24 protein-coding genes are annotated in these 21,911 nt (G+C 66.4%); 7 read left to right on the top strand and 17 right to left on the bottom strand.

The annotated features are described in order from the left end of the window. Positions 1-151: 151 nt before the first annotated feature. The 8 genes from MLE18_RS17560 to MLE18_RS17525 all read right to left on the bottom strand — a co-directional run bounded on the left by MLE18_RS17560 (position 152) and on the right by MLE18_RS17525 (position 7,802). Positions 152-1,453, bottom strand: coding sequence for a phenylacetate--CoA ligase family protein (locus MLE18_RS17560; RefSeq protein WP_243440101.1), 1,302 nt, complete (start codon positions 1,451-1,453; stop codon positions 152-154). A gap of 73 nt (positions 1,454-1,526) precedes the next feature. Then, a complete protein-coding gene (locus MLE18_RS17555) occupies positions 1,527-1,994 on the bottom strand; it encodes a hypothetical protein (RefSeq protein ID WP_243440100.1) in 468 nt (155 codons plus the stop codon). A 6-nt stretch (positions 1,995-2,000) separates the two neighbouring features. After that, complete coding sequence (locus MLE18_RS17550; protein ID WP_243440099.1) at positions 2,001-2,735, bottom strand: ABC transporter ATP-binding protein; 735 nt, start codon at positions 2,733-2,735, stop codon at positions 2,001-2,003. Further along, entirely contained in the window at positions 2,735-3,499 is a 765-nt protein-coding gene (locus MLE18_RS17545; protein ID WP_243440098.1) for an ABC transporter ATP-binding protein, read from the bottom strand. Before MLE18_RS17545 ends, MLE18_RS17550 begins: the two co-directional genes overlap by 1 nt. Further along, positions 3,492-4,466 (bottom strand): branched-chain amino acid ABC transporter permease, encoded by a 975-nt coding sequence (locus tag MLE18_RS17540; RefSeq protein ID WP_243440104.1) that lies wholly within the window; start codon positions 4,464-4,466, stop codon positions 3,492-3,494. The genes MLE18_RS17545 and MLE18_RS17540 overlap by 8 nt, the downstream gene beginning before the upstream one ends. 30 nt (positions 4,467-4,496) lie before the next feature. Next, positions 4,497-5,372, bottom strand: coding sequence for a branched-chain amino acid ABC transporter permease (locus MLE18_RS17535; RefSeq protein WP_243440097.1), 876 nt, complete (start codon positions 5,370-5,372; stop codon positions 4,497-4,499). Between the two features lie 43 nt (positions 5,373-5,415). Next, positions 5,416-6,552 carry an ABC transporter substrate-binding protein gene (locus MLE18_RS17530; RefSeq protein WP_243440096.1) on the bottom strand — a complete coding sequence of 379 codons (1,137 nt, stop codon included), beginning with the start codon at positions 6,550-6,552 and terminating at the stop codon, positions 5,416-5,418. Between the two features lie 116 nt (positions 6,553-6,668). Continuing rightward, a complete protein-coding gene (locus MLE18_RS17525; protein ID WP_243440095.1) occupies positions 6,669-7,802 on the bottom strand; it encodes an ABC transporter substrate-binding protein in 1,134 nt (377 codons plus the stop codon). A gap of 338 nt (positions 7,803-8,140) precedes the next feature. On the opposite strand from MLE18_RS17525, the gene MLE18_RS17520 reads away from it, so the two are divergent. After that, positions 8,141-9,202 carry an FUSC family protein gene (locus MLE18_RS17520; RefSeq protein ID WP_243440094.1) on the top strand — a complete coding sequence of 354 codons (1,062 nt, stop codon included), beginning with the start codon at positions 8,141-8,143 and terminating at the stop codon, positions 9,200-9,202. Positions 9,203-9,250: 48 nt separating this feature from the next. On the opposite strand, the gene MLE18_RS17515 is transcribed toward MLE18_RS17520, so the two are convergent. The 3 genes from MLE18_RS17515 to MLE18_RS17505 form a co-directional block, all read right to left on the bottom strand. Next, entirely contained in the window at positions 9,251-10,327 is a 1,077-nt protein-coding gene (locus MLE18_RS17515) for an agmatine deiminase family protein (RefSeq protein WP_243440093.1), read from the bottom strand. 161 nt (positions 10,328-10,488) lie between these two features. Further along, positions 10,489-11,382 carry a carbon-nitrogen hydrolase gene (locus MLE18_RS17510; RefSeq protein ID WP_272881752.1) on the bottom strand — a complete coding sequence of 298 codons (894 nt, stop codon included), beginning with the start codon at positions 11,380-11,382 and terminating at the stop codon, positions 10,489-10,491. A 55-nt stretch (positions 11,383-11,437) separates the two neighbouring features. Further along, positions 11,438-12,064: a LysE family translocator gene (locus MLE18_RS17505; protein ID WP_243440092.1), complete on the bottom strand. Its 627-nt coding sequence runs from the start codon at positions 12,062-12,064 to the stop codon at positions 11,438-11,440. A gap of 71 nt (positions 12,065-12,135) precedes the next feature. Here MLE18_RS17505 and MLE18_RS17500 point away from each other — a divergent pair, with 71 nt between their 5' ends. Further along, positions 12,136-12,801, top strand: a complete 666-nt coding sequence (locus MLE18_RS17500) for an O-methyltransferase (RefSeq protein WP_243440091.1) — start codon at positions 12,136-12,138, stop codon at positions 12,799-12,801. A gap of 17 nt (positions 12,802-12,818) precedes the next feature. Here MLE18_RS17500 and MLE18_RS17495 read toward each other — a convergent pair whose 3' ends face one another. Further along, entirely contained in the window at positions 12,819-13,295 is a 477-nt protein-coding gene (locus tag MLE18_RS17495; protein WP_243440090.1) for a protein tyrosine phosphatase family protein, read from the bottom strand. Positions 13,296-13,297: 2 nt separating this feature from the next. After that, positions 13,298-13,795, bottom strand: coding sequence for a hypothetical protein (locus MLE18_RS17490; protein WP_243440089.1), 498 nt, complete (start codon positions 13,793-13,795; stop codon positions 13,298-13,300). A gap of 147 nt (positions 13,796-13,942) precedes the next feature. Between MLE18_RS17490 and MLE18_RS17485 the strand changes: the two genes are divergently transcribed. Further along, on the top strand, positions 13,943-14,953 hold the full coding sequence (locus MLE18_RS17485; RefSeq protein WP_243440088.1) for a glucokinase: 1,011 nt from the start codon (positions 13,943-13,945) through the stop codon (positions 14,951-14,953). Here the strand turns inward: MLE18_RS17485 and MLE18_RS17480 are convergent. Further along, positions 14,935-16,074 carry a pyridoxal phosphate-dependent aminotransferase gene (locus MLE18_RS17480; RefSeq protein WP_243440087.1) on the bottom strand — a complete coding sequence of 380 codons (1,140 nt, stop codon included), beginning with the start codon at positions 16,072-16,074 and terminating at the stop codon, positions 14,935-14,937. The genes MLE18_RS17485 and MLE18_RS17480 overlap by 19 nt on opposite strands. Before the next feature lie 742 nt (positions 16,075-16,816). On the opposite strand from MLE18_RS17480, the gene MLE18_RS17475 reads away from it, so the two are divergent. The 3 genes from MLE18_RS17475 to MLE18_RS17465 all read left to right on the top strand — a co-directional run bounded on the left by MLE18_RS17475 (position 16,817) and on the right by MLE18_RS17465 (position 18,786). Continuing rightward, on the top strand, positions 16,817-17,791 hold the full coding sequence (locus MLE18_RS17475; protein WP_243440086.1) for a hypothetical protein: 975 nt from the start codon (positions 16,817-16,819) through the stop codon (positions 17,789-17,791). Positions 17,792-17,809: 18 nt separating this feature from the next. After that, positions 17,810-18,136: a hypothetical protein gene (locus MLE18_RS17470; protein WP_243440085.1), complete on the top strand. Its 327-nt coding sequence runs from the start codon at positions 17,810-17,812 to the stop codon at positions 18,134-18,136. 89 nt (positions 18,137-18,225) lie between these two features. After that, positions 18,226-18,786 (top strand): type I restriction enzyme HsdR N-terminal domain-containing protein, encoded by a 561-nt coding sequence (locus MLE18_RS17465; RefSeq protein ID WP_243440084.1) that lies wholly within the window; start codon positions 18,226-18,228, stop codon positions 18,784-18,786. Positions 18,787-18,972: 186 nt separating this feature from the next. On the opposite strand, the gene MLE18_RS17460 is transcribed toward MLE18_RS17465, so the two are convergent. From MLE18_RS17460 to MLE18_RS17450, 3 genes are all read right to left on the bottom strand, one after another. Then, on the bottom strand, positions 18,973-19,311 hold the full coding sequence (locus MLE18_RS17460) for a P-II family nitrogen regulator (protein ID WP_243440083.1): 339 nt from the start codon (positions 19,309-19,311) through the stop codon (positions 18,973-18,975). A gap of 33 nt (positions 19,312-19,344) precedes the next feature. After that, entirely contained in the window at positions 19,345-20,571 is a 1,227-nt protein-coding gene (locus tag MLE18_RS17455) for an ammonium transporter (RefSeq protein ID WP_272881751.1), read from the bottom strand. A 554-nt stretch (positions 20,572-21,125) separates the two neighbouring features. Further along, positions 21,126-21,335 (bottom strand): ferredoxin, encoded by a 210-nt coding sequence (locus MLE18_RS17450; protein ID WP_243440082.1) that lies wholly within the window; start codon positions 21,333-21,335, stop codon positions 21,126-21,128. Between the two features lie 106 nt (positions 21,336-21,441). On the opposite strand from MLE18_RS17450, the gene MLE18_RS17445 reads away from it, so the two are divergent. Next, a complete protein-coding gene (locus MLE18_RS17445; protein ID WP_243440081.1) occupies positions 21,442-21,765 on the top strand; it encodes a zinc ribbon domain-containing protein in 324 nt (107 codons plus the stop codon). Positions 21,766-21,911 lie beyond the last annotated feature (146 nt).

The following is a 21,911-nucleotide window of genomic DNA, read 5'->3' as shown; positions in this document are numbered from 1 at the left end:
AGGCGCTGGACGATATTCTTCCGATATATCGCCCAGCGCCTCGCTGCGCAGGCCACCTGGCCAGACTCCAACACGAATACCCGCCCGGGGTTCCACGAGGCTTCAGCCCCTTGGCCGCCGGAGGCTTCAACCCCCGAAAATTTTCGTCTTCCTACGCGCCGCGCCGGTCCAGCACGCGGCGGCTCTTGCCGCCTTCCTCCTGGCTCAGGGAGCCGTGTTCGGTCATGCGCACGTCGAACCCGACCCCAAGCCCCGAGGTCAGGCGCTTCTTCACCGTATCCAGGAACCGCTGCTGGTCGGCCATGCGGTCGAACACGAAATTCTCGTCCACCTCCAGCTCCACGGTGGCGCGGTCCAGGCCGCCCTCGCTGTCCAGCACCACGCGCCACTGGGGCGTGGTGCCCTCGATCTCCAGCAGGATGGACTCTACCTGCCCCGGGAACACGTTCACACCCCGCAGGATGAGCATGTCGTCCACGCGGCCGCTGACCCTGGCCATGCGCGCGAGCGTCCTGCCGCAGGGGCAGGTTCCGGGCAGCAGGCGGGTGCGGTCGCCGGTGCGGAAGCGGATCAGGGGGAAGGCCTCCTTGGCGAGGGTGGTGATCACCAGCTCGCCTTCCTCGCCCTCGGCCACGGGCTCGCCGGTGGCCGGGTCCACCACCTCCACCAGGAAGTGGTCCTCGCTTATGTGCAGGCCGCTGCGCTCCAGGCACTCGCCCGCCACGCCAGGCCCCATGACCTCGCTCACGCCGTAGTTGTCGGTGGCGGTGAGCTTGAGCCTGTCCTCGATCTGGGTCCTGGCCGCCTCGGACCAGCTCTCCGCGCCGAACAGGCCGTGGCGCAGGTTGAGCGCGTTGGCGTTGACGCCCATCTCCTCCATGACGCGGGCCAGGTGCAAGGCGTAGCCGGGGGTGCAGACGAGCACGGAGGTCTTGAAATCCTGCATGATGGCGATCTGGCGGCGGGTGTTGCCGCTGGAGGCCGGAACCAGGGCCGCGCCAAGGGCCTCGGCGCCCTGCTGGAAGCCGAATCCCCCGGTGAACAGGCCGAAGTGGAAGGCGATCTGCACCACGTCCTCGCGGGTGACGCCGCCCGCCACCAGCACGCGGGCCACCAGGGAGGCCCACTTCTTCATGTCCCCCGCGGTGTAGCCCACCACGGTGGCCTTGCCCGTGGTGCCCGAGGAGGCGTGCAGCCGCACCACCTCGCGCAGGGGCACGGCGAAGAACCCGTAGGGGTAGGCGTCGCGCAGCACTGCCTTGGTGGTGAACGGGATGCGCGAAAGGTCGGAGAGGCTGCGGAAGTCGTCCGGGTCGATGCCCGCCTCGGCGAAGGCCTTGCGGTAGTAGGGCACGTTGCGGGCCACGCGGGTCAGCGTGGACTGGAGCCGCTCCAGCTGGAGCTGGCGCAGCTGGTCCCGCTCCATGGTTTCGTACTTTGGTTCCCAGATCATGGACGGCCTCGCTGCAATGGGTTGGCTTCCGGGGCGCGCGGTCCGCCCGCCCCGGGACTGAACGAAAGGACGGCTACTGTTTGGGCATGAACTGTCGCGTGATCGGCAGGTAGAGGTAGCTGACCTCCGCGATCTTGGTGTTGTCGTTGTAGGCCAGTTGGATAGCCACTTCGCCCGCGGTGTAGTCGAAACGCTTCACGTTCACCGTGGGCTGGCGGGCCGGGCCGTAGTTGGTGTCGAAATAGGCCTTGAGGGTGGTGTAGGCGCTGGGCCCCTGGGTGGAGAACATGGCCAGGCAGAATTTGTTCTTGTAGAAGCCGTAATGCAGCTCCTTGAGGGGCTGGCCCTGGAAGGTGCGGTCGTCGGCGTAACGCTTGTAGAGCTTCATCTCGCCACGGCTCTCGGTAGGGGCCATGCGCTCGATCTCGCCGAGGTCCTTGCCGAACTGGATGCCCTTGAAGTCGGTGACGAACTTGCCCTGGGCCAGGGCCGTGGAGGCCGCCAGGAACATCATGAAGGCGAATATGGCGATACGACGCATGCGGGATCACTCCTCTCGTGATTTGTCGCGCCCAAGGTATGCGCGCTGCACGTCCCGGTTGGCGAGCAGTTCGGAGGACTGGCCCTGCAGGATGACCCTGCCGGTCTCCAGAACGTAGCCCCTGTCGGCCACGGCCAGCGCGCTCTTGGCGTTCTGCTCCACCAGAAGCACGGTGAGCCCGCGCTCCTCGCGCAGCTGCAGCACGCGCTTGAAGATATCGCGGCAGACGGTGGGGGCCAGGCCCATGCCCGGCTCGTCCAGCAGCAGCATCTTCGGCCCGGCCATGAGCGCGCGCCCGATGGCCAGCATCTGCTGCTCGCCTCCGGAGAGCGTCCCGGCGGGCTGGCGGGCGCGTTCGCGCAGCACCGGGAACATGGCGTACACCGACTCCAGGTCCTGGTCCAGCACGGAGCGCGGCGTCTTGCCGTGGCGCGTGTAGGAGCCCAGGAGCAGGTTGTCGGCCACGGAGAGGGGCTTAAACACCAGGCGGCGCTCCGGCACGTGGGAGAGGCCCAGGCGCACGATTTTTTCCGGGGCGAAGCGGGTCACGTCCTTGCCGTCGAAGACCACCTGGCCCGCCTCGGGCCGCAGCAGGCCGGAGATGGCGGAGAGCAGGGTGGTCTTGCCCGCGCCGTTGGCCCCGATCAGGGCCACGATCTCGCCCGCGTCCACATGCATGGAGACGCGGCGCACGGCGCGGATGCGGCCGTAGGAAATGTCCAGGTTGGTCAGGGTGAGCATCAGTCCTCGCCCAGGTAGGCGGCCACCACCTCGGGGTTGTCCTGGATCTCGCGGGGGGTCCCCACGGCCAGGATGCGCCCGAAATTGAGCACCGTTATGCGGTCGGAGACGTCCATCACCAGCTCCATGTCGTGCTCCACCAGCACCACGCCGATGGAAAGCTCGCCGCGGATGCGCCGGATGATGGCCCCGAGCTGCTGGGTCTCCTTGTTGTTCATGCCCGCGGCTGGCTCGTCCAGCAGGAGCAGTTTGGGCTCCACGGCGATGGCCCGGGCGATCTCCAGCAGGCGCTGCTCGCCGTAGGGCAGGTCCGCCGCCGGGAGGTGCCCCTTGTGTGCCAGGCCCACGAAGTCGAGCTTCTCCTGGCAGAGGGCGGCCAGGCGCTTCTCCTCCCGCCGGAAGCGGGGGGTGCGCAGCAGGCTGTCCAGCAGGGTGTAGCCGGCGTGCAGGTGGGCGCCGGTCATCACGTTCTCGAGCACCGTCATGTTGGAGAAGATCTCCAGGTTCTGGAAGGTGCGCACCACGCCCGATGCCGCGCGCTCGAAGATGGGGCGGCCCGAGAGGTCGGCCCCGTCCAGCCGGACGCTGCCGCCGAGGGGAGTGACCGCGCCGTTGATCACGCCCAGCAGGGTGGTCTTGCCAGCGCCGTTGGGCCCGATGACGGAGGTGATGTCCCCCGCGCGGGCGGTGAGATCCACCTCGGTCAGGGCCTGAACGCCGCCGAAACGTACCGAAACGCCCCTGACTTCAAGCAGCTCAGCCACGGGAGTCCGCCTTGGGTTCGGGCTTGGGTTCGGGCTTGGGTTCGGGCTTGAGCTTGGCCTTCAGCACAGCGAACAGCTTGCCCAGGCCCCCGGCCAGGCCGGAGGGCATGAACATCATGCAGGCCACCAGCATGGCCCCGTAGATCAGGATGTCCATCTCCTCGAAGACGCGCAGGAATTCGGGCAGCGAGGTCAGGAAGAAGGCCCCGGCCACCGCGCCCCAGAGGCTGGCCATGCCGCCCAGCACCACCATGGTGATCAGCTGCACAGAAAAGTTGAACCCGAAGGAGGAGGGCGCCACGAAGGTCAGGTGGTGGGCGTAGAGCGTGCCCGCCACGCCCGCGTACACGGCCGAGAGCACGAACACGAAGCGCTTGTGCCGGGCGATGTCCACGCCCATGGCCTGGGCGGCCTGCTCGCTGACGTGGATGGCCCGCAGGGCGCGGCCCGTGCGCGAGTCGATGATCCTGCGGGAGACGAGCGTGGCCAGCCAGAGCACGCCCGCTGTCAGGTAGTAGTAGGCCGTGTCCGAGCTGAAGGTGTAGCCGAGGAGCTTCAGGCGTGGGATGCCCACGAACCCGGAGGGGCCGCCGGTGATGTTCACGGCCTCGTTGAACACGATGGAGACGATGATGCCGAAGCCCAGGGTGGCCATGGCCAGGTAGTTGCCCTGGAGCTTGAGCGTGGGCACCGCTATGAGCCAGGCCACAAGGGCGGAGACCGCGATCCCGGCCGGGACGCCCACCCAGACGGGCAGTCCGGCCGTGGCCGTGAGCACCGCCGTGGTGTAGGCCGCCAGGCCGAAGAAGGCAGCGTGCCCCAGCGACACCTGCCCGGCGTAGCCCATGAGCAGGTTCAGCCCCATGACGATCAGGGCGTTGAAGCAGCACAGGATGAGGATGTTGATGTAGTAGTCGTTGGAAAGGGCCAGCGGGGCGGCGGCCAGCAGGCACGCGAACGCGGCCATCTGCAGGGAGCGGGCGGAGGCGGCCACGGGCTAGACCCTGTCCGACTTGGGGCCGCCGAAGAGGCCCGTGGGTTTGACGAAGAGCAGCAGGAGCAGCACGATGAAGGCGAAGGCGTCCTTGTAGGCCGATGAGATGAACCCGGCCCCGAAGGACTCCAGCACGCCCAGGATCAGCCCCCCGGCGGCCGCGCCGAAGGGGTTGCCCAGCCCGCCCAGGATGCAGGCCGCGAAGCCCTTGAGCCCGAGCATGACGCCCACGTCGTAGGAAGTCAGGGTGATGGGGGTCAGGATGGCCCCGCCCACCGCGCCCAGGAACCCGGACATGCCGAAGGAGAACATGGCCATGCGCTCCACGGAGATGCCCATGAGCGCGGCGGCCTTGCGCTCGCAGGCGCAGGCCAGCATGGCCTTGCCGTGGATCGTGCGCGAGAAGAACAGCTTGAGCGCCCCCAGCACCAGGAGCGTGATGGCCAGCACCCACAGGCTCTGCGGCTGCACGGAGGCCTCTAGGATGCGCAGGGGCTTGGCCCCGGTGAAGGCGGGCAGGGCGAAAGTGTCCTTGCCCCAGACGAGCATGACCACGCCGCGCACCAGAATGGACACGCCGATGGTGATGATCACCAGGTTCACCGGCGCGGAGCGGCCCACGGGGCGGATCACGGCGCGCTCCATGAGGCACCCGGCCAGGGCGGAGCAGAGCACCGCCGCCAGGATGGCCAGGGGCAGGGGCAGCCCGGCCTTGAGCAGCACCACGGAGAGCATGCCGCCGAGCATCACGAACTCACCCTGGGCGAAGTTGATGATCCCGGTGGTATTGTAGATCATGGTGAAGCCAAGGGCGGTAAGCCCGTAGGTGGCTCCCACGGTCAGGCCGGAGACGAGGTATTGCGGTGCGCCGAAAAGCATGTGTGCGGTGGGGAAGTCGGCCGGGGTAGCCCCCGGCCGTCCGTTATTGGAGTATCTTCCAGTCTCCGCCCTGGATGATGACCATCTCGAAGGCGTTCTCGTCCAGACCGTTGTGGTCCGTGGGGGTGAAGCTGAACACGCCGCCGATGCCGGGGAAGGCGGTGACCTGCTCCAGGGCGTCGCGGATGGCCTCGGGCTTGTCTGACTTGGCGGTCTCGATGGCCTTGGCCAGCAGCTGCAGCGAATCCCACCCGTGGCCGCCGAAGGTGGACACGGGGGACTTGAAGCGCTCCTGATACCCGGCGGTGTAGGCCATGAGCAGGGCCTTCTGGGGCTGGGAATCTGGCAGCTGGGCGGCCACGATCAGGTGTCCGGCCGGGAGCATCAGTCCCTCGGCGGATTCGCCCGCCAGCTCGATGAACTTTTTGGAGGCCACGCCGTGGCTCATGTAGAGGGGTGTCTTCATGCCGAGCTGGGCGCGGTTGCGGGCCACCACGGCGGGGCCGGGGTTGGTGCCCCAGCAGATGATGGCGTCGGGTTTGGCGTCGGCGATCTTGGTCAGCTGGGCGGTCATGTCGGTGTCCTTGGGGCCGAAGACCTCGTCGGCCACCAGGGTGAAGCCCTGGGCGGGCACCAGCTCCTTGAGCACCTCGCGCCCGGCCTGGCCGAAGCCGTCGGACACGCTCAGGATGGCGATGTTCTTGTAGCCCTGGGCCTTGGCGTGCTTGAGGATGCGCCCGGCGGCGTGGCGGTCCGAGGGGGCCACCTTGAACACCCAGGGGTTCACCGGGTTGACGATCTTCTCGGCCGCCGACATGGATACCAGCGGCACCTTGGCCGCGGGGAACTTGTTCATGATGGCCAGGGTGGAGCCGGAGGTGGTGGCCCCGACAACGGCGCAGACGCCGTCCTTCTTGAGGAGCTTCTCGGCGGCCAGAACGGCCTTGTTCACGTCGGACTCGTCGTCGTAGAGCACAAGCTCCACGGGCCTGCCCAGGATGCCGCCCTTGGCGTTGATCTCTTCCTTGACCATCTCCAGGGTGTTCTTCTCGGGCTCGCCCAGGAAGGAGGCCGGACCGGAGACCGAGACCACCGCGCCGATCTTGATGGGATCGGCAGCGAAACCCTGCGCGGCCCAGAGAACGGCCGCCGCCACAAGACCCAGAATACGAAGCATCATGCGTCTCCCCTTGCCTGGCCGCGCAGGCATCCCGCGCGGCGCTTCACAGCAATGACGATATGGGTTCCCGCAGGCGCGGGCGCGGGGCGGCGCCTGCCACGCCGGGAATCACGCCTCTAGCGCAGCAGGACGAACTTCCCGCCCTTGATCTCGACCATGGCGAAGCTCGACGCGTCGAGCCCGTTGTGGTCGTTGGGCGAGAAGGTGAAGGTGCCCGTGGCGCTCACGAAGCCGGAGATCTTCTCCAGGCCGTCGCGCAACGCCTGCGGCGAGGTGTCCCCGGAGATGCGGGCGGCCTCGGCCAGCAGGGTGAGCGCGTCCCAGGCATAGCCCCCGAATGCCGACGGGGCAACGCCGAACTTCGAAGTATAGTCGGTAATGTAGCCGCTGAGAAGCGTTTTGTACGGGCCGTCGGGCATCTGGTCCGCCACGATGAGCCAGCTGGCGGGCAGCACCAGGCCTTCGGCGGCCTCTCCGGCCAGCTCGATGAACTTCTGCGAGGCCACGCCGTGGCTCATGTACAGAGGCGTCTTCATGCCGAGCTGGGCGCGGTTGCGGGCCACCACGGCAGGGCCGGGGTTGGTGCCCCAGCAGATCACGGCCTGCGCGCCCGCGCCGCCGATCTTGGTCAGCTGGGCGGTCATGTCGGTGTCCTTGGGGCCGTAGACCTCGTCGGCCACCAGCTCCATGCCGGCCGCGGGGATAAGCTCCTTGAGCACCTCGCGCCCGCTCTGTCCGTAGCCGTCGGACACGGTGATGATGGCCATCTTGGCGACGCCCGCGGCCTTGGCGTGGGCCAGGATGCCCTGCACGGCCAGGCGGTCGGACTGGGGGGTCTTGAATATCCAGGGAGTGACCGGATTGACGATCTTCTCCGCGGCGGACATGGAAAGCAGGGGGATCTTGGCTTCGGCGGCCTTGTTCATGATGGCCAGTGTGTTGCCCGAGATGGAGGGGCCCACGATGGCGGCCACCTGGTCCTTCTTGATGAGCTTCTCGGCGGCCAGCACGGCCTTGTTCACGTCGGACTCGTCGTCGTAGATGATGACCTCGATCTTCTTCCCGCCGATGCCGCCCGTGGCGTTGATGCGCTCCTGCAGCATGACCAGGGTGTTCTTCTCGGGCTCGCCAAGGAAGGAGGCAGGGCCGCTGGCGGAGAGCACGGCTCCGATCTTGAGGGTGTCGGAAGCCCACGCCGGGAGTAGGGAACACAGGACCAGACACAAGGCCGTGAATGCACGCCAAGCCATAGAACCAGCTCCTTCGAAGCGTTACGGGGTGGAAAGGCGGGAATAAAATGACCAAAGCGTCATTTCTTGGCCTGTTAGGCTACCGACAGATTTGGCGCCGGTCAAGGCGGCGGGGCTCGGTTTTCGTCTTTTTCATCCTAAATTGTACCAACTGCACCAATTGTATACCATTGAGGTATAGTATGCTGGGCCAGAGCGCGGATTCCCCCCATCCGGTTTCAGCCGTGCGGGTATGATTTTGATCGGCCCCGGCATTGACTGTCGTGCGCGATGCGCCATAATGACCCTGCTCCAGCCGCGCCGTTCTCCCCAGATTCCACAGATTCCACGGACGTTGTATGAAACTCCCCATACCGAACCAGTCGCATTTCCGCCACGGCCTCAAGACGGCGGGCGCGGCCGTCTCCGCCTACGCCATCACCGAACTGCTGAACCTGCCCCAGGGCTACTGGGCCGTGGTCAGCGTCATCGTGGTCATGCAGACCAACCTGGGCGGCTCGCTGCGCGCCGGGCTGAACCGCATCATGGGCACGGCCCTGGGCGCCATCATGGGCGCGCTGGCACTGGGCCTTCTCGGCACCCACCCCGCGGCGCTCGGGCTGGAGACGGGCCTGTGCATCCTGGTCTGCGCCTATTTCATCCACCTGCACGAGTCCTTCCGCATGGCCGGAATGACCGCCGCCATCGTCATCCTCATGGGCAACCAGGGCCACTCCATCGCCTGGGTGGCCTCCGCGCGCTTCTTCGAGATCACGGTGGGCGTGTGCGTGGCGCTGTTCTTCACGGCCTTCGTCTGGCCCTCCCGCGCGGGAAGGCAGCTCAAGGCGGGCGTGGTGAGCGCCCTGCACGACGAGGCCGCGCTGTACTCCATCCTGCTCTCCTGCCGTCGCGGGCAGGATTGCGACCCCGGCGAGGAGGCCGCCGCCATCGCCAAGTTGGAGAAGACCCGCGAGCGCAACCACCTCCTGCTGGAGGAGGCCAAGCGTGAGCCCGCCGGGTTGGCCGTGCGCGAGCAGATCACGGTCTCGCTCTTCAACTTCACGGAGCGCATCGCCGAGCATCTGCTCTCCATGGAGCACGCCGTACACCACGACGAGCTGGAGGAGCTGCACGGTTTCGTGGCCCGGGAGATGGACCTGCTGGCCCAGACCACCATCACGGCTATGACCCGCCTGGCCCTGGCCATCGGTGCGGACAGGCACCCCGGCCCTGTGGACGACGTGCTCCGGGCCATAGCCGAGGCCGAGGACGCCCTCTCCCGCCTGCGCATGGAGCGGGTGCTGCCCGGCTATACGCTGGAGGTGGTGATGCGCTTCTTCAGCTATTACTACAATATGCGCGAGGTCGCCGTGGAGCTGGCCGGCATGGCCGGGCGCGCGGCCCTGCTGGACGAGCGTTGATCTCATTCGACGCCGGAAACGAAGAAGGGGGGCCGAGGCCCCCCTTTTCTATTTGTGCTTGCCAGCCGCTGGCTGCTCGTGGGTGAGGCAGTGCAGGGTGCCGAAGCCCCAGACCAGGTCCACCGCGTGGATGCCCGTGACCGCGCGGTCCGGGAAACACTCCGCGATGATGCCCAGGGCGGTGCGGTCCTGCGGGTCGTTGAAGGTGGGCACCAGCACGGTGCCGTTGGCGATGTAGAAGTTGGCGTAGCTGGCGGGCACACGCACGCCATCGAAATACAGGGGCTCGGGCATGGGCAGGGGCACGACTTCCAGCTTGGAGCCGTCCTCCAGGCGCACGCCTTCCAGGCGCTCCCTGTTCTCCTCCAGGATGCGGTAGTTGGCGTCGGCCGGGTCGTTCTCCTTGCAGAGCAGGACCTTGTCCCGCGCCACGAAGCGGCAGAGGTCGTCCACGTGGCCGTGGGTGTCGTCGCCCGCGATGCCCTGGCCCAGCCAGATCACCTGCGTGACGCCCAGGTGCTCGCGGAACACGGCCTCGTACTGGGCCGCGTTCATGCCCGGATTGCGGGTCTGGGTGATGGGGTCCAGAAAGCATTCCTCGGTGGTGAGCATGGCCCCCTGGCCGTTGCAGTCGATGCCGCCGCCCTCCAGCACCACGCGCCTGCCGTCCCGCTCGGGTGCGGCTGCCTCCAGGCCCAGTTCACGGGCCACGGCCTGGGCCACCTGGGCGTCCAGCAGGTGGTTGGGGTACTTGGCCCAGCCGGTGAAGCCGAAGCAGACCGCCCTGGCGTTGGCGCGCGCCGCGTCCACGGTGAAGGCGGGGAGCATGTCGCGGGTCCAGCCACGGTCCGTGGGGATGTGGTGGAAGCGCACGTTCTTCAGGTTGGCGTCCACCTTCTCCAGCACGCGGCGGGCCTTGGCCTCCTGCGCTGCGTCGTCCACGATGACGCGCACGGTCTCGTAGCGGGCCAGCTTGCGCGTGATTTCACCGTAGACCCAGCCGATGGGGTGGAACTTGCCGGGCCAGTCCTCCCGGTTCTTGGGCCAGGCCAGCCAGGTGGCGGCGTGGGGCTCCCACTCGGCGGGCAGGCGGAAGGCGTCGGCTGCGGGCGATGATGCGGTCATGGAAGAGGGCCTCCGGCGGCCAAAGGGACTTCGTCCCTCTGGACTCCCGTTCCGCTTTGCAACGTTATCCCTCGAACGTCGCGAAGCGGAATAAAGTTTTTTGGAAGGGGGGTCCGGGGGGAGAACCTTTTGTTCACAAAAGGTTTCCCCCAGTCTTGGTCTTACTCGTCGATGAAGCGTTTCTCCAGCGGTCCGTAGGCGTCAATCCTGCGGTCGCGCAGGAAGGGCCAGTGGGTGCGGGTGGTGTCCACGAGCTTGGGGTCCACCTCGGCGAGCACGGTCTCTTCCTTGCCGATGGAGGCCTGGGCCAGGATGGTGCCCATGGGCCCGCAGATGAAGCTCGATCCCCAGAACTCCAGGCCGTCGCCGCCGCACTCGGGCACCTCGTGCCCCACGCGGTTCACGGCGGCCACGTAGCAGCCATTGGCGATGGCGTGGGCGCGCTGGATGGTGATCCAGGCGTCGCGCTGCTCCGTGCCGTACTGGGCCTTCTCGGAGGGGTGCCAGCCGATGGCCGTGGGGTAGAACAGGATGTGCGAGCCGCGCAGGGCGGTCAGGCGCGCGGCCTCGGGGTACCACTGGTCCCAGCAGATGAGGGTGCCGATGGGGCCCACGGGGGTGTCGAAGCGCTTGAAGCCCAGGTCCCCGGGGGCGAAGTAGAACTTCTCGTAGAAGAGCGGGTCGTCGGGGATGTGCATCTTGCGGTAGACGCCGTTGATCTCGCCGTCCGGGCCGATGACGGCCAGGGAGTTGTGGTAGAGCCCGGCGGCGCGGCGCTCGAACAGCGGGGCCACGATGGTGCACCCGGCCGCCTTGGCCGCCTTGCCCAGGGCATCGGTGGTGGGGCCGGGGATGGGCTCCGCCAGGGAGAAGAAGGCGTGGTCCTCGCTCTGGCAGAAATAGGGCGTGGCGAAGAGCTCCGGCAGGCAGATCATCTTCGCGCCCTGGGACGCGGCTTCGGCGCAGAGCTGCGCGGCTTTTTCTATGGAGCGCCCGGGAGTGTCGGCCGGTGCCATCTGGACCAGGGCCACGGTGTAGGGCTTGTGATGGGGCATGGGAGTTCCTCGGGTGTCGATGATGGAGACCGATCTTGTAGCCTGTGGGGCGGTGCTAGGCAAGGCCGAGGCGGCCCAGGCCGTCCCACACCAGTTGCGCCGCCGCCAGCCAGAGCAGCAGGCCCAGCGCGCGCATGGTCCAGACGTAGCCGTTGCCCGCCAGGAAGGCGGCGAAGCGCGCCGTGAGCCAGGCCAGGGCCAGGTTCACGCCGATGAGCAGGGCGTAGAACCCCAGCAGGAAGGACGCGGCCGCCCCTGCCGATGCCGCGTAGGCCATCAGGATGGTGGGCGCGCCCACGGTGCCCCAGAAGATGATCATCTTGGGGTTCAATATGTTGGTGGCCAGCCCCTTGCGCCAGGAGCCCGCGTCCCCGGCGGGCGGGGCCAGGTTGAGCGGCCCCGAGCGCAGGCAGGCCCATCCGAAGCGCAGCACCACCACGCCGCCAGCCAGCGAGACCAGCCCCATGAGCCACTTCTGGCCGGAGAAGGCCTCCAGCACCAGGATGCACAGGGCCATCACGGGCAGGTCCGTGAACAGGGGGGCCAGGGCCACCTTGGCCCCCTCGCGCGGGCCGTGCACGATGGTCTGGGCGCAGATGAGCATCTGCAGCGGCCCCGGGGTCAGCCCGGCGGCGAGGCCCAGGGTCACTCCGGTGAGCAGGAACGCGGCGGCGTCATTCAAGGCGGTTTCCTCCAGAAAGCGGAGGTGCTACAAAACGCATCAAACATCCCTTGTCAAGAACTGGAGTCCTCATGACCACGAAGCCGCTCGAGATGACAGAGGAACTGGTGGCCTACGTGCGGGCCATGCAGATCAAGGAGCCGGAGATTCTGGCACGTCTGGCCGAGGAGACCTCGAAGGACGTCAAGGCCCACATGCGCCTGGGCTGGGAGCAGGGCCGCTTCCTGATGTTGCTGGCCCGGCTGACCCAGGCCAAACGCACTTTGGAGATCGGGGTTTATACAGGCTACTCCGCCCTGTGCGTGGCCCTGGCCCTGCCGCCCGAGGGGCGCATCACGGCCTGCGACGTCTCAGTGCCCTGGACCGACGTGGCCCGCCGCTACTGGCGCGAGGCCGGTGTGGAGCAGAAGGTGGACCTGCGCATCGCCCCCGCGCTGGACACCCTGGAGAGCCTGCTGGACGCGGGGCTGGCCGGAACCTACGACATGGCCTTCATCGACGCGGACAAGGGCAACTATCAGAACTACTTCGACAAGTGCCTGGCCCTGGTGCGGCCGGGCGGCGTAGTCGCGGTGGACAACACCCTCTGGTACGGCCGCGTGGTGGACCCGGACAACAATGACCCCGAGACCCTGGCCATCCGGGCCTTCAACGAGCGCATGCGCAACGACAGGCGCGTGGACGCCTGCCTCACCGCCATCGGCGACGGCATGACCCTGGCGGTGAAGCTGGGGTAGAGGGTATGGGCCGGTAGTCAGGCCGAGGTGCAGGGGAGCGGGAGTCCGGCCTTGGCCAGCACGTCCCGGGCAAGCGCCTTCCAGACATCATCCGGCTCCCAGATGGTGAGCACCTCCTCCCAGGCGGCGTCCGGCGCAAGGCCCTCCTCCAGCACGCGGTAAAGCGCCACGAACAGGGACGCCCGCCAGTTCTTGGCGCAGTGCACCAGGGTTCTGACCTGCCTGCGGGGGGCCAGCCAGGCCCGGAAGGCCTCGAAATCCTGGAGGGCGGGCGCGTCCCAGGCCACGGGCAGCCAGGTGAAGCCCATCCCGGCCCTGGCGCACAACTCCGGCTCGTCGGGCAGGTGCCCGGTGGAGGCGTCGGTGGCCAGGTTGATCACTTCCCTGAAGCCTTCGGCGGCCAGGGCGGCGAAATCCTCGGCCCGGGGCTGCCCCGCGCAGGAGAGCAGGGCGTCCACCTCGACATAGTTGAGGATTTCGTCGGCGCACCCCATGCTTACTTCCCGGCGGCAGCCAGCTTGGCCAGGTCCAGTTGCTCGGCGATCTTCTTGAGCAGTTCCACGTCCGTGGTCCCGGAGGCATGCACGGTCACGGCGAAGCGCGGCGGCACCATGAGCACCAGGTCCGCCTCGTTCTCCTTGGGATAGGTGTACACCGCGCCCTTGAAGCCCTTCACGGTCAGGGGCTTCACGGACTGCTCGGGGCTCTCCATTTCGATCTGGCTCACTGCGCCCATGGCCGCGCCCATGGCCGGGCCTCCGTCGAACACCGCCACCTCGATGCGGCTCTCGCCCTTGGTGAACTCCTGGGTGGCCTCGCTGGCCTCAAGCGGCGAGCGCACGGTCTGGCCCGTGGGTTCCCCGGGGGTCCACCCCGGCAGGCTGATGGTGAGCATGGAGATGAGCTGCTTGTAGTGGACGGGTTCTGCCTGGACAGCGGAAGCGGCCAGGAGGGTGAAACAGAAGAGCGTGACGGACAGGGCGCGCATGCGCATGGGTGCCTCCGGGAATTCGGTGTTGGACGTGTTTCCCAGATACCGGCCGTTTTGACAACCGCGCAAGCGGCCGGGCAGGTCATCTTGGATGCCCGGCCAGGCGCTTCCCGGTTGCGCGGGGTGGGTGTTTTGTCCTAGTGAGGGAATATGGTTACAGCCAGCGCACCCCATTGCCGGGCGACGGTCCTTGCGGCGGATATCGGCGGCACCAGCGGACGGTTCGCTCTTTTCGCCATGGGCGGGGAGTCCCTGGCCTTGGCCGCCCGGGTGGAGCTGCCCAGCGCAGCGGCGGGCGGCTTCGAGGCCCTGGTCCGCTCAGCGATGGACGCCCTCGCCCCCTCTGGGCGGGACCTGCCCGCACCCTCGGCGGCGGTGCTGGCCGTGGCAGGGCCGGTGCGTCAGGGGCGCTTCTGCCTGCCGCCCAACATCCCCTACACCCTGGACCTGGACCTGCTCCCTTCCGGGCTGCTGCCCGCATCGAGCCTGCTGGTGAACGACTTCACCGCCCAGGCCCACGGGTGCCGCGTTCTGGGCGTGGAGGGGTCCGACCCGGTGCTGCCCGGAACCATGGACGCAGCCGAAACGCAGGCAGTAGTCGGCCCCGGCACGGGGCTCGGCAAGGCTGCGCTGATCCCTGACGGGCGGGGCGGTTTCGTGGTGGGGAGTTCCGAAGGCGGCCACGCGGCCTTCCCGTTCAATGCCGGGGAGGAGCGACTCTTCCAGGATTTCGTGCTCAGGGCCACGGGCGAGCCTTTCGCCCGCTGGGAGACCGTGGTCTCGGGTTCCGGCCTGGCGCTTCTCAACCGCTACCTCACGGGCGAGGTTCTCGCCCCGGCCCAGGTGTCCGCCTCGCTGAACGCCGAAGCCGCCACCACGGAGTGGTTCGCCCGCTTCCTGGGCCGGGCCTGCCGTGACTATGTGCTGGAGGTGGTGGCCAGGGGCGGGGTGTACGTCTCCGGCGGCGTGGCGGCCAAAAACCCGCTGTTCCTGAGCCACTGGGCATTCGAGAGGGAATTCCGCGCCAGCCACACCCACCCGGAGCTCATGGCCGGGGTGGGCGTACGCCTCGTGCGGGACCAGAACGTGGGCCTCTGGGGCGCGGCCGCGCTGGCGCAACGGCTGGCCGAGCCAGTCTGCGATCAGCGGTTGTCGAGATAGCGCCCCAGGCGCGACAGACCTTCCTCGATGTTCTCCACCGAATTGGCGTAGCTGAAGCGCAGGTAGCCCTCCGCTCCCGGTCCGAAGTCGATGCCCGGGGTCACGCCCACGTGCGCCTTTTCCAGTATGTCGCGGGCCAGGGCCAGGCTGTCCTGCCCGATGTGCCGGGCGTCGGCCAGCACGTAGAACGCGCCCGTGGGCTCCACCGGGGCCTTGAGCCCCAGCTTGGCCAACCCGTCCAGCATCACCCTGCGCCGCCTGCCGTACTCGGCCACCATGGCCGCCACATGCTCCCCGCACTGCTCCAGGGCGGCGATGCCAGCCCACTGCGCCACGGAAGACGCGCTGATGAAGAAGTTCTGCTGCAGCCGCTGCAGGGCGGGCATGTACTTCCTGGGCGAGATGACCCAGCCCAGCCTCCAGCCCGTCATGGCCCAGAGTTTTGAGAATCCATTGAGCACGAAGCAGTTGTCCGTGAACTCCAGGGCGCTGGCGGCCCGGCCCTCGTAGGTCAGGCCGTGGTAAATCTCGTCGGAGACCAGCAGCGTCCCGGTCTCGCAGATGGCCTTGAGGTCCGCCTCGGGGATCACCGTGCCCGCCGGGTTGGCCGGGGAATTGAGCACCACCGCGCGCGGCGAATCGGCCAGGCAGGGGGCCAGGCTGGCCGGGGTGAACTGGAAGCCGTCCTCGGCGCGGGTGTCGGCGCGGCGAACGCGGCCCCCGGCGTAGGTGATGAAGTTGGGGTAGCAGGCGTAGTGCGGGTTGGCCAGGAGCACCTCGTCGCCCGGGTGGATCAGGGCCGAGAAGGTGAGCAGCATGGCCGGGGAGGTGCCGGGGGTCAGCAGGATCTGGTCCGGGTGGACGTTCACCCCGTAGGTGCGCTCGTAATAGGCGCAGATGGACTCGCGCAGCACGGGCAGGCCCAGGGAGTGGGTGTAGTGGGTGTGGCCGTCGCGGACGGCCTTGGCCGCGGCCTCCTTGACCGGTTCCGGGGTGTCGAAATCAGGCTCGCCGATCTGGAGGTGGATGATGTCCTTGCCTTCGCGCTCCAGCGCGCAGGCGCGCTCGAGGATATCCATGACCAGGAAGGATGAGATGGCTTCGCAACGTGGGTTCGGCATGGTGCTAACCGCCTGTATGTAAGAAACTTGAAGTACGGACACATGATTCACGGCCGGACGGTTCGATCCGTATTCGGCCCGGGAACCCCGTACTGCCGGGATACGTCCACGCCTGAATCCGAGGCGACGTCCAACATCATGAAAATACGGCTGCAAGGAGGGTGAGTCATGAACAGTCTGACGGCGGGTGCGTGCTTCCGCATGGCGTCCGCGTCCCTGAGCCGGGCTCGCTCCCTGGCCGAACCAGGGGACCGGTGCGCACTACCAGCAAAGCTGGGCCAAGTCGACAGCCGCATAGGCGGCCACTTGAGCCGTTTCACGCCGGACCGGTCGTAAGAAACGCGGGAACACCAGCTTCCATAATCCACATTTCAGGGCCTAGCGCAATCAGGAATTATACCAGAGTGGGGAAATGAAGCCGTAAACGTGCGGTTGCGGTGCGGATTTGGCGAGCAGATTCATAGCAGTGTCCTTGGTGCGGATAGTTACTAAGGAGTATGACTGTGCAAAGCTTGCGCTGTGATGCACTGATGTGTGCTGAATTCAACATGTTCATGGATGATGCGCTTGTGAGTTGTATGGTGATTTTGTATCAGTTTGTTGTATTGTGTGCGTGATTCGTTGACTTGCTCGCAATAATTTACAATACATGTGACCGAAAACTCTCTTTTGCGGATATCCCGCACTCGATCCCAGGCGACTTACCATTTTTAACAGACCAAGGACAGGAGGAGGGTCGCATATGAACCGTCTTGCTGCTGGGTTTGTGTTGTGTCTGGCCTTCGGCCTCCTCGCCGGAGGCTGCGCCCCGGCTAAATTCAAGGAACCGCTGGCGAACTACCAGCAAAGCGTGGCCACATCGACGGCGGTGCTGGAGGCGTATTACTCCGGCCTGAACCAGGCCGACCGGACCGAATACCTGAGCGCCCGGCTCTACAATCCTCAACTCGAAGTATTGATCAAACAGGAAGTGCCTACCCAGGACCCTTTGAAGAAAAAGCAGTCGGAATATACGCCACTCATCGGTTCCGGCTTCAGCCCAGCAGGGATCAAGGTGCGCATGGACCTGTTGAACCATTTGGCCGTGCTGGGGCAGCGCCTCTCCGAGTTGGCGGGCAATACTGCTCCAACTCAGTCGGGGGCATCTCTCCAGGCTCTTTCCGGCGGCTTCTTCTCTCTGGTTGAGAAGATCAACAAGGCCGCAGGCACCCCCGACAGCATGTCGAGCTACGCCGATCCGGTGGGGAAACTGCTCAACATGTGCATGGAAGCAGGCATGACGATATACAGGGACAAGCAGGTGGCGGAGTTCATCAAACAATCCAAAGATCCCGTCATGGCCATTCTGAACGCCTTGGATGCCGATTTGACCGCCCTAGGTGGGCTGACCGCCGACCAATATCTTGAGCAGGTCAAGAACGCGGCAAGTTCGTACAACAAGGAAAGACGTTCCAGCAGGATGACCTTCGCGGAGCGGGAGCATCGTTTGGAGATGATCGACCTTCTCGCTCAGAAGTATGTCGCGGCGCAGCTCAACAATCCAGCAGATCTCGTAAAGAGCATGAAGAAGTCGTTCATACAGCTTGCCGATTACGCCGAGCACTACACCGACGTGAAGAGCCTAGAAAGGCTCAAGGCAGAACTGAGTGCCCAGGCTGATTTTGTGTCTCAGTTCGCCGAACAAGTGGCGAAGATTGTCGCCATCAATCCCCAGTAATGTATGCCGGGAGGCACTATGAGCGATAAAGAATCCGTGTTGGAAGAATTGCGTCGGAGGTACAGGGAACTGGCCGAGAACGCTCTTGACGGCAGTTTCACCGAGGCTGAGAGGGATGGCTTCGACCGCCAGGCCAGTAACCTACTCTACCAGGAGAGGCGCTACGTGCAGGCGCAGTTCAATGGAAAAGAAAAGGAACTGGCGGATATCGCAGCTGAAGTGGGGAAAATCGAAGGAGAAATATCAAAGGCGAACGAGAAAATGAAAAAGATTTCTGACGTACTCTCAAACGTCGCCCTCGCCATTGTGCTGATTGGCAAGGCGCTGGACAAGGTCCTGGTCTGACCCCCCTTGCCCCGCCGCCTCCCCCAGGCTATCCTCCAAGGCCGCCCAACCGGGCGGCCTTTTTCCATGTTTTGAGCGAGGATACCATCATGCACGAAGAATCCCTTGGCACCGTCATCCGCGACTACCTCACCGGCGAGGAGTTGGAGGAGACCTCCTACGAGATCTACCGCCAGGGTCTGGCCCGCATGCTGGTGGAGGAGCGGGGCTACCCCCGCGAGTCCCTAGTGCCCAAGGTCGGCGTCTGCTTCCCCGTCGACGGGCAGGACTACACCCGCATGGTGGATATGGCCGCTCTCGGCCCCGACGGCGCGCCCCTGATGCTTGTGATCTTCTGCTCGGGCGAGCCGGGCAGCTACGTGCGCGAGGCCCTGGCCGCCGCCCGCCTGCACGTGCCCCCCGCGCCCCTTGTGCTGACCACCGACACCAAGACCGCCGTGCTGGCCGCCTCAGGCTCCGGGATCGTGCTGGGCGAGGGCTTGCGGGCCATCCCCCATCATGCCGATCTGGCCGCCCTGGCAGACGCCAACCCAGTTCCGCCACTCACGGAGGACCGGGCCGAGCGCGAACGGCGCATCCTCTTCGCCTATTCCGAGATGCTCTCCGGAGGCTGCTGCACCGGCGCGTGCAGGCCCAAGGCCAGAACCTAGTCCGGCGACCCCGCAAACAGGGAAACATCTCTCAAGCGACATTACAGTTCGACGGCGGTCGCGCCGTCGCCCCCCGAGGGTACGCGACCAAATCGGACAGGCGCGACCCAGTATTCAGCAAGCACGAAAAAGCCCGCCCCGGACAGACCGGAGCGGGCTTTCGCATTCTATGTGCAGGCCGGAGGGCTAGATGGCGTCGTCCCCGGTCTCTCCGGTGCGGATGCGCACCACGTCGTCCACGGGTATGATGAATATCTTGCCGTCGCCCACTTCGCCGGTCAGGGCGGCCTCGCGGGCTGCCTTGACGACCTTGGGGGCCATCTCGTCGGAGACGACCACCTCGATCTTCACCTTGGGCACGAAATCCACCTGGTATTCGGCGCCGCGATAGATTTCCTTGTGGCCGCGCTGGCGTCCGAAGCCCTTCACCTCACCTGCGGTCATGCCTTTCACGCCGATGGCGGTGAGGGCCTGCTTCACGTCTTCGGTCTTATAGGGGCGCGTGATGATTTCGATCTTCTTCATTGCCTGCTCCTTGCCCTGCTCGGTAGTGGGTGGCTATTCGCCGTATGCCGCTTCGTTGTGCTCCGCCACGTCCAGGCCAACCCCTTCCTGATCCGGGGTGAGGCGCAGGCCCATGGTCGCGTTGACGGCCTTGAGGATGGCGTAGCTGACGATGAAAGCATACGCGCCCACGATGGCGATGCCAAGGGCCTGGATGCCCAATTGCGCGGGATTGCCGAAGAAAAGTCCGTCCGCTCCCGCGGGGTTGACCTGCTTGCTTGCGAAGAGGCCCGCCATGAGCGTGCCCAGCAGGCCGCCCAGGCCGTGGATGCCCACAACGTCCAGGCTGTCGTCGAAGTGCAGCTTGCTCTTGAGCACCACGGCCCAGTAGCAGCAGAGCCCGGCGGCCAGGCCGATGACCACGGCCGCGTTGGGGCCCACGAAACCGGCGGCCGGGGTGATGGTGGCCAAGCCGGCCACAGCGCCCGAGGCCGCGCCCAGGGTGGTGGGCTTGCCCTGGTAGAGCCATTCCATCACGGTCCACATGGCCATACCCGCCATGCCGCCCAGGTGCGTGGCCACGAAGGCCGACCCGGCCACGCCGTCGGCGGCAAGGGCGCTGCCCGCGTTGAAGCCGAACCAGCCGAACCAGAGCAGGCCGGTGCCGAGCAGCGTCATGGGCAGGTCGTGGGGGAAGAACTGGCGCCTGCCGTGGTCGCGCCTGGAGCCGATGATCATCACCGAGGCGAGGGCCGCCGCGCCGCAGGTCAGGTGCACCACCAGGCCGCCGGCGAAGTCCATCACGCCCATCTCCTTGAGCCAGCCGCCGTTGCCCCAGACCCAGTGGCACACCGGGTTGTAGACCAGCACCGTCCACAGCAGGCTGAACACCACGAAGGAGCTGAAGCGCACGCGCTCGGCGAACGCGCCCGTGATCAGCGCCGGGGTGATGACCGCGAACATGCACTGGTAGATCATGAACACGGCGTGGGGGATGGTGGGCGCGTAGTCCGGGTTGGGGGCCGCGCCCACCCCGGCCAGTCCCGACCAGGCCAGCGTGCCGATGAAGCCGCCGCCGGCGTCCGGCCCGAAGCACATGGAGTAGCCCAGGTAGACCCACTCGATGCTCACCAGGGAGATCATCACGAAGCTCTGCATGATAGTGCCCAGCACGTTCTTGCGCCGGACCATGCCGCCGTAGAACAGGGCCAGCCCCGGGGTCATCAGCAGCACCAGGGCCGCGCTGATCATCACGAATGCGGTGTCGCCCGCCTGGATCATCGGAGTCCTCCTGTTGGACAGCTGGCGCGCGAGCGGGCGATACGCCAGAAAAACGCGCCAATCGCGTCCCTGGGCGGCTCTCTGTTTCCGCAACGCCCAGCCTGGGCGTGACGGAAGGGCTCTTGTGCCAAATTATTTGTGTTTACGGTGTGATGTGGCGTTACAAATTTGTCAGTAAGCCACAGGCAGAAAGGGTTATTAACAAAGTTGTACTATGGGCACAAGGTGCCGGGCGGCATAATTCTTCAAAAATGAACATTCTTGCTCGGAAACGGCCGGATATGTGCGTTATTGAAGCAATCCTGGCGGGATGGAGCCTGACAAGGCCACAAGTCGGCGGATCGGCTTGGGCGGGAGCGCGCCAGCGAAGGGCTGCCCGCGCAGGGGCGGGGCGGCGTTACGGGAGGGTGGTAGGGCGGGAAGCGCCCAGGGCTCTCGCTTCCGGGGGCAGGGCTCTTCCGGGAGGATTGCGCCGGGGCTGGCGGCGGATTGACAGCATCGGCAGAAACACGCCGGACCGGGCGGCGTCGCGCACCCGGCGGAGCAGGGTCGGGCTACTCCTCGTCGGTGGAGATGCAGTCGTTGGGGCAATAGGCGATGGCCTGGCGGATGGTCTCCGCAGGGGCTTCCTCGGCCAGTTGGATGGGCTGGTCTGTGAGGGGGTCCATCTCGAAGACTTCGGGGGCCACTTCGGCGCAGGCCCCGCAGCCGTGGCAGGGCACGATGTTCAGGTACACGGGCTTGAGGTCGTGGTCGTCGCTCATGGGTGCTCGCTTTGCTTGTTGCCCGCCGCGGTTCGCGGCGGTAGGGAGGGACATCGCCCCGGAAACATGTAGGATGCGGGGCAAATTTGTCAACGCGCCAGGTACCATGATCTGCAACCGTTGCGGCGGAAACAACCCGGACGACGCCCTCGCCTGCCGGGGCTGCGGGCACAAGCTCCAGTCGGGGGTGCATCATCGCCCGGAGCCCGAGGCGGACTCCGGGCGGATGGAGCTGCTGGCCCCGCTCAAGGGGCCGGGGCCTGTGGCGCGTCAAAGGCGGCGGCGCTGCCTGGAGGCCTGGGCCGTGGCGCTGCTGGTGGCGGGCGGAGGATACGCACTCCTGGAGGCGCACCTGGCCTGGCCGGTGTTTCCCCTTGCCGGGCTGGGGGCGGCTTACGGGTGGCTGCGGGGCATCGGCTGGAAGGATTGAGCTTTAGAGGGGGGGGCTCCGGCGGCCAAAGGGCTTCGCCCTTTGGAATCCCGTATTGAAAGCTCTGGTTTGCTGTGGTTGGAGTCTCCCCTGCTGGGGCGTGGGCGGCGGCGCACCCCGATATATCGGAAGAATGTCGGGGTGCG

The sequence above is a fragment of the Fundidesulfovibrio soli genome (assembly GCF_022808695.1).
In the GTDB taxonomy this organism is placed as follows: Bacteria; Desulfobacterota; Desulfovibrionia; order Desulfovibrionales; family Desulfovibrionaceae; genus Fundidesulfovibrio; species Fundidesulfovibrio soli.
Note: the sequence above shows the minus strand (reverse complement) of the source record. Positions and strands in the feature narration are given on the sequence as shown.